General features: G+C 50.7%; 8 protein-coding genes. 1 reads left to right on the top strand and 7 read right to left on the bottom strand.

All coding sequences use genetic code 11. From position 1 onward, the window contains the following. The 7 genes from pqqD to ACJ8QF_RS24700 form a co-directional block, all read right to left on the bottom strand. Positions 1-131, bottom strand: a 131-nt coding sequence (gene pqqD, locus ACJ8QF_RS24730; RefSeq protein WP_442537987.1) for a pyrroloquinoline quinone biosynthesis peptide chaperone PqqD, incomplete at its 3' end; no start/stop codon positions are given. After that, on the bottom strand, positions 131-886 hold the full coding sequence (gene pqqC, locus ACJ8QF_RS24725; protein WP_442537985.1) for a pyrroloquinoline-quinone synthase PqqC: 756 nt from the start codon (positions 884-886) through the stop codon (positions 131-133). The genes pqqC and pqqD, both read right to left, overlap by 1 nt. A 9-nt stretch (positions 887-895) precedes the next feature. Continuing rightward, a complete protein-coding gene (gene pqqB / locus ACJ8QF_RS24720) occupies positions 896-1,807 on the bottom strand; it encodes a pyrroloquinoline quinone biosynthesis protein PqqB (protein ID WP_442537984.1) in 912 nt (303 codons plus the stop codon). Between the two features lie 58 nt (positions 1,808-1,865). Next, positions 1,866-1,943 carry a pyrroloquinoline quinone precursor peptide PqqA gene (gene pqqA / locus ACJ8QF_RS24715; RefSeq protein WP_004930284.1) on the bottom strand — a complete coding sequence of 26 codons (78 nt, stop codon included), beginning with the start codon at positions 1,941-1,943 and terminating at the stop codon, positions 1,866-1,868. Between the two features lie 104 nt (positions 1,944-2,047). Then, entirely contained in the window at positions 2,048-3,472 is a 1,425-nt protein-coding gene (locus ACJ8QF_RS24710) for a glucose/sorbosone family PQQ-dependent dehydrogenase (protein WP_004930281.1), read from the bottom strand. A gap of 165 nt (positions 3,473-3,637) precedes the next feature. After that, a complete protein-coding gene (gene ycaC / locus ACJ8QF_RS24705) occupies positions 3,638-4,261 on the bottom strand; it encodes an isochorismate family cysteine hydrolase YcaC (protein ID WP_015376766.1) in 624 nt (207 codons plus the stop codon). A 472-nt stretch (positions 4,262-4,733) separates the two neighbouring features. Next, positions 4,734-5,192 (bottom strand): helix-turn-helix domain-containing protein, encoded by a 459-nt coding sequence (locus tag ACJ8QF_RS24700; RefSeq protein WP_154871253.1) that lies wholly within the window; start codon positions 5,190-5,192, stop codon positions 4,734-4,736. A gap of 445 nt (positions 5,193-5,637) precedes the next feature. Between ACJ8QF_RS24700 and ACJ8QF_RS24695 the strand changes: the two genes are divergently transcribed. Further along, complete coding sequence (locus ACJ8QF_RS24695; RefSeq protein WP_004930273.1) at positions 5,638-6,606, top strand: helix-turn-helix domain-containing protein; 969 nt, start codon at positions 5,638-5,640, stop codon at positions 6,604-6,606. The last annotated feature ends 29 nt before the right edge of the window (positions 6,607-6,635 follow it).

Raw genomic sequence — 6,635 nt, 5'->3', positions numbered from 1 at the left:
ATGGCGGCGGCGCTGTCGTTCAGTTTGGCCATGCCTTCCGGGTAGAGGATCACGTGGCTGTTTTGCACCGGCTCCCATTGCAGGCGGTAGCCGCGGCGGAAGACGGGGGTGTGTTCAGGATTCAGCGTCATTACACCAGCCTCTGATTGTGCCATACCCGCGCGGTGGTCACGCTGTGATAAGGCGGGCGGTTCAGGGTATAGGCCATGCTCATGGCGTCCAGCATGCTCCACAGAATGTCCAGCTTGAACTGCAGGATCTCCAGCATGCGCTGCTGCTTTTCTACGGTGTCGCAATAGTCCAGCGCCAGCGCCAGGCCGTGTTCCACGTCGCGGTTGGCCTGGCCGAGGCGGCTGCGGAAATAGTCGTAACCGGCGGCGTCGATCCACGGGTAGTGTTGCGGCCAGCTGTCGAGGCGCGACTGGTGGATCTGCGGCGCGAACAGTTCGGTCAGCGAGCTGCAGGCGGCTTCCTGCCAGCAGGCGCGGCGCGCGAAGTTGACGTAGGCGTCCACCGCAAAGCGCACGCCGGGCAGCACCAGCTGTTCAGAAAGCAGGGTGTCGCGCTGCAACCCGACGGCCTCGCCGAGGCGCAGCCAGGCCTCGATGCCGCCTTCGCTGCCGCCGTAGCCGTCGTGATCCAGGATGCGCTGCACCCATTTACGGCGGGTTTCCGGCTGCGGACAGTTGGCCATGATCGCCGCATCCTTGATCGGAATGCTGGTCTGGTAGTAGAAGCGGTTGGCCACCCAGCCCTGGATCTGCTCACGCGTCGCTTCGCCGTTGTGCATTGCGATGTGATACGGGTGGTGGATGTGGTAATAAGCGCCTTTGGCGCGCAGCGCCGCTTCAAATTCCTGCGGCGTCAGGGGGCGTGGGTGCGTCATGGCGATTCCCTACAGTTCGATGTTCATGCCGTCCCAGCTCACTTCGATGCCGGCGGCGGTCAGACTTTGCCGCTCTGCCGAGTCTTCATTGAGGATCGGGTTGGTATTGTTAATGTGGATCAGGATCTTACGTTTGGCGGGCAAGGTGCTGAGCAGGGCCGCCAGCCCGTGCTCTTCCGCCAGCGCCAGGTGCCCCATGTCCTTGCCGGTGTTGCGCCCCACGCCGGCGTTGGCCAGCTCATTGTCGCGCCACAGCGTGCCGTCGATCAGCAGGCAATCCGCCCGGCGCAGCCAGGGCATCAGTGCTTCGTCCGGTTCACCGAGGCCCGGCGCATACAGCAGGCCGACCCCGCGCGCGATATCTTCGATGAACAGCGCCACATTGTGGCCCGGCAGCGGGCGATCGCGGTACGGCGAATAGGGCGGCGCGTTGCTGAGCAATGGAATGGCGGTAAAGCGTACGTTCGGGCAGACCGCCGTGTGAAAAGGTTCACCGGGCGTTACCGGGTGGTGAATCAACCCGCCGTTCCAGTGGGAGAGCATGGGAAACACCGGGAAGCCGGTGCTGAGATCGTCATGCACTTCAGGGGTGCACCAAACCTGATGCGGGCAGCCCTCACGCAGATTGAGCAAGCCCGCGCAGTGATCGATCTGGCTGTCGGTCAGCACGATCGCGCCGATGCCGGTGCCGCGCAGCACGTCGGGATTGTTCAATTCGGGCGAGACCAGCAGCTGATGGCAAATGTCCGGTGAAACGTTGCACAGTACCCAGTTTTTACCGTCATCGCTGACGGCGATGGAAGACTGCGTGCGGCGCGTGGCGTTGATGCTGTGGTCGCGAACGCCGCGGCAGTTGTCGCAGTTGCAATTCCACTGGGGAAAGCCGCCGCCCGCCGCCGAGCCGAGAACTTTTATCTGCATGTCTGAACCAGAAAAAGAAGGAAAGAAATGCCCGCGCGAAAGGCGGGCAGACGGGCGATTAACGGTTGGAAATGTACAGCGTCACTTCCAGCCCCAGACGCAGGTCAACAAACTCAGGTTTTTGCCATAACAGCATGATGTTTACCCTCTTTATGTAAAGTAACGGCAGCTAAGCCAAAAAATCCGTTCTATTCCGGCTCAAGTCAGGGAGATATCATCAGATATCTCCCTTATTCACTACTACTGCCCGGTATATTCAAAGACCAGAATCGAACCGGGGTTGCTGTGATCGTGCGTAGGATGGTTGGTTTCATCCATAACGTTGCCAAAATTATCTGTCGCTACATAGATTTTCCGCGTATCAGGGCTCACCAACACCGTACGGTAACGATTCGCGGTGTGGAAATATTTAATCACATCCCCCTGCACATCCTTCTTATCCGCATTTAACGGCACTCGGTACAATGCCCCCATTTTCATGGAAGTGATAATAACCGAGTTGCGCCAAGCTTTTATCACGCCATTCTCAGGATAATACGCAATGCTGGAAGGCGCGATTGTCGGCCAACACATATAGGATGAATCGCCCTGACAACTGGCGTTGTTATAAGTAAACCCTTCTCTTACGGTAAAGAAGGTTTTCAACGGCGCTTTGAAATCAGGTGCGCTCCATTCGGTCTCTTTCTGGATCGGTACGCCCGCCGGGATATGGTTCGGATCCCATTGCAGAGACGGGCAATTTTTAGCCTCGGAGTAGTTCGCGTAAACATATGCTTGATCGTCGCGATAGCCTGCGACATGAGGCCAGCCATAGTTGCCGCCGGCTTCGAGGATATTCAACTCATCGTCGGATGAAGGCCCTTGTTCTGTGGCGTACAGCGTATTGCCGACGAAAACGAGACCTTGCGGATTACGGTGACCGTAGGTGAAAAGATGGCTTTTTATCCCGTGAATCACCGGATTATCACTTGGAACAGTGCCGTCGACATTTAAGCGAATGACTTTACCGGCGTAAGAGGAATAATCTTTTTTAGCCAGCTCGGCTTCGGTCGGGATTCGCTGAGCGTCAATTTTCTTGCAGAAATTGGCACCCTGGTTGTGGCCCTGCTCGCCGATCGTGTAATACAACTTGCCGTCAGGCCCAAAACGCAGGCGCCCGCCGTTATGATCGTTGCCTGCCGGGAAACCCGCCAGAATTTCTTTCTCATTCCCCAGTTTTTTGGTTTTCTCGTCATACTCGAAACGGACGATTTTTGCGTGCTCGTCATTGCCATTCATATAGGTATAGGAGGCGTAGACATAGTTATCCCCTCCCGGCTTCATGAAGTTCGGGGACAGCGCCAGCCCCAATACCCCTTCATGCTGCGGCCCGACATGCACGCCGTCAATCTTGATCGCCACCTGCTTTTCACCCGTTTGCGGGTTGATACGAACGATTGACGCAGCCTTGCGCTCCGTCACCCAGAGGTCGCCATCCGGCCCCCAAATCATGTCCCAGGGCGCATCAAGCCCATTAATTAAAACATGGGCCTTGAAAGGTTCTGCCGTTTGAACAACCGCTTGTTCCCCTTTCGGCGAGTGAGAAGCATCCGCCGCATAGGCCATACCGCAGGTCATCAGAGATATGGCAATCGCGTTGAACATCACACTGAATTTGTTATTCATAATTTCCCATCCTATGCCCAGAAACTTTTATGGATGAATATAAAGAAAAAAGGCCTGTCGATTTAAGCTCAATCACAGAGCTCTGCGATAAGGGAAAAAACACTAGCATGATGCAACGCAACACATGCATCATGCCAAATATATGCAAAAAAGAGCGTTAGAAGATTACTTCTCGCTCATTTTATTAAAGCTGGTAATCAGATTTCTGTAATCTGGGATATGTGCTGAGAACAGCGCGCCCAATCCTTCAATATCATTACGCCAATCACGGTGCAATTCACAGGCAACGCCAAACCAGGTCATTAACTGCGCGCCAGCCTGAGACATTCTGTCCCATGCGGAGTCACGCGTAAGTTCATTGAAGGTGCCTGATGCATCAGTCACGACGAATACATCAAAGCCTTCTTCCAGCGCCGACAGCGCAGGGAATGCGACGCAAACCTCCGTAACGACCCCGGCGATAATCAATTGCTTTTTACCGGTAGCTTTGACGGCTTTAACAAAATCTTCATTATCCCAAGCGTTGATATTCCCAGGGCGAGGAATAAACGGAGCATCAGGATGGATCTCTTTTAGCTCCGGTACTAACGGGCCGTTCGGGCCAACTTCAAAACTGGTTGTTAACACCGTAGGCAGCTTGAAATACTTTGCTAAATTAGCCACAGCCAGGACATTATTTTTAAATTTATCGGGATCGATATCACGAACGAGAGAAAGCAACCCCGTTTGATGGTCGACCAATAGCACAGCGGCATCATTTTTATCAAGGCGAACATATTTCTTTGACATATCTCACTCCTTTAAATGGACCGAACGGACCGGGTATAGAACTACAGCGCCAAGACCAGCTGAAAGATGACAAAGCATAGAATAAATTTTAGTCTCTTTCAGCAGAGAAGCAAATTGAAGGCACAAAATCGGAATATTAACAAAAGGCTGATTAAATGAGCCACTCCATCAATCATTTACCTCCCCCCTGAAAAAAAATTGGCTTGTCTTGTGAAAAAATCTTAAAAAAAATCAACGTTTTCTTATATAACCAGGGGGGCTATCAGCTCTTAAAACCCGGTAAAAATTGAAAAAAGTATTTAAAAATCAAATTTTTACCTTTCCATGATCGCCATGTGCATTCCACTGTTTTCAGTCTAATGGAGAGCGTCCTTTTTAATAGGGTTAAACGTGCCATTTTTTTTGCTCAAAGTGACAAGGCATCAAAAGTAAAAGGGGCAATCACCAGACGCCAATTAAAATTAGAATTTAACTATATTAATAATTTACGCATTCCCTCCATGACAGAGACCCGCATGGCGGGATTCATGGAGGTCGTTGAACAATAGCTGTTATTAATCAATGCCGGAAAAGAAACCGTGCCGTTTCTGCTTAGCCGACGAATAACACCGGGTGAAAGCGTGAATGTTTTATCAATCACTCGGCTAAATGCCTGTTGACTATTGAAGCCTAACATAAAAGCAATATCAATTATTGGTATATCTGTTTCCGTCAAAGCATAGTACGCAAAGAGCGCCCTTCTCTCCCTGACATAACCGCCCAGATTGATACCGGCTCGCATTTTAAACACTCGCTGCAGATGCCATTTAGAATAACCTGACTTTCTGGATATGGCATCAATACTCAAATCCTCACCTAAGTTATTATCAATCCAAATAATAATTTCTCGAACGACGCGCTCGCTGATCTTTCCGTTAAATTCGTCAGACATCTTCTCCCTCCTCATTTAATTAACTTCATTGCACAAATAACCAATGGCAGAAAAAGAATGTGCTGTCAAATTACCCCGCAACCTGTCACTCACAGCCAATTGAGTGGCATCCAAAGCAAATTCCGGTTGAAATAATTATCATCACGGCGGTTTACTTAAGCCCCTTAAAACAATCCCCTTTGTATTACATAAGAGAATTTAATGACATCAGAAACATCATCTGATAAATCCCCGTTCAAGCGATGCAATCAACTATAATTTATGATATTTACATCTTAAGACGGAACCTATCTCTTATCATTATAGGATGATGACTTACGGCACAGAGGAAAAGGGCTGCAACTTTAATAAAAGACAATAGGAACATTCCCAGTCAGGCAGTCATTTTTTAGGCAATGTGAGAAAAATAAACGTTAACGGACAACGTAAAATGGAGAGCGGTGCAATGCGAAAGGACAAGTCCTCCTTATTTAACTGGTCAACTGCCGGCATGCTTGCAGAAGAGCGGCTGAGTGAATTTGATCGCCTGCTGAAACAAAGCCTGATCAGCGTTACAACCACCATCGACGATCACTCCCGCTTCTGGTGCCATCTGTCAACGCTCAAGGCCGGACAATTCTCCATTACTGACATTAATGGTTCAGCCAAACGCTCACAGCGCGACAGAAAGAATATTCTACGTAGCGCCAGCGACGAATACCACCTCGTGTATGCCGGCGCCACATGGCGATTTATCAATCGATACGGCCAAGAGATCACCGTGCCTGCGGGAAGCGCAATCTTGCTCGATACGCGTAAGGAATATATTTCACTTTTGCCGGAGGGTTTCCTTAATCGCACGCTGGCGTTGCCTGCTGAATGGCTCAACACCTGGGTCGCCAATCCCGAAAAAATGATCGAACAAAACCTGAGCGAACTTTCAGGCTGGGGGAAAGTATTAGCCGCCTATCTGGAACAGATTTCTCCGCCTTATCTGAGCACAATCGACTTTCAACCGCCAATGATATTGGATCAAATCGGCATGCTGCTCTCGCTGCTCTATCACGATTTGGTTAGCGAAGATGCTTTGTCCCGCAAATTTAGCCGCGATAGAAATTATCAGAAAATCGTGGAAAGTCTGCATCAAAGACACATGAATTTAGTTCTGACCGCAACGGATATTGCACGAGAGGTCGGCATTTCAACCAGAACATTACACCGCGTGATGGCCAATCAAGGCACCAGTTTCGGCCAGGCGTTAATCAACTACCGCGCCAACTCCGCATTACGTATGCTCAATACCGAAGAATTTGACGAACTCTCCATCGCAGATATCGCCAAACGGGCAGGCTTTGTCGATGTTTCACACTTCAATCGCGTGTGTAAAACCTATTTTGGCGAGTCTCCCGGCAAGATCAGGAAGAAACGCCCTTAAGCGAATCAAAATGTGAGCATTAACGCGCG

Source organism: Serratia sp. CY81684 (assembly GCF_052166595.1).
Classification (GTDB): Bacteria; Pseudomonadota; Gammaproteobacteria; order Enterobacterales; family Enterobacteriaceae; genus Serratia; species Serratia nematodiphila.
The sequence above is the reverse complement of the archived record's forward strand: the minus strand, read 5'-3'. Positions and strand labels throughout refer to the sequence as shown.